1 tRNA gene and 1 rRNA gene are annotated in these 273 nt (G+C 51.6%); both read right to left on the minus strand.

Features of this window, described 5'->3' with window-relative positions:
* Positions 1-77: transfer RNA gene (locus tag KBY08_RS26980), tRNA-Ile, on the minus strand.
* Positions 78-200: 123 nt separating this feature from the next.
* Positions 201-273 (minus strand): 16S ribosomal RNA (locus tag KBY08_RS26985); the annotation flags it as partial.

A 273-nucleotide genomic window follows, 5' to 3' on the forward strand; every position in this document is an offset into this window, starting at 1 on the left:
TGGTGGGTCTGGGCAGATTCGAACTGCCGACCTCACCCTTATCAGGGGTGCGCTCTAACCAACTGAGCTACAGACCCAATTTCGAGCTTGTAGCCGCTAGCATTGAGCTATCAGCTTGGAGCTTAAAGCTGCTTCTAATCGTCTTCTTCAATGAATCAAGCAATTCGTGTGGGTGCTTATGACGCAGCTGAGTCGTCGATTAAGGAGGTGATCCAGCCGCAGGTTCCCCTACGGCTACCTTGTTACGACTTCACCCCAGTCATGAATCACACC

The sequence above is a fragment of the Pseudomonas sp. P135 genome, from assembly GCF_020312125.1.
In the GTDB taxonomy this organism is placed as follows: domain Bacteria; phylum Pseudomonadota; class Gammaproteobacteria; order Pseudomonadales; family Pseudomonadaceae; genus Aquipseudomonas; species Aquipseudomonas fragariae.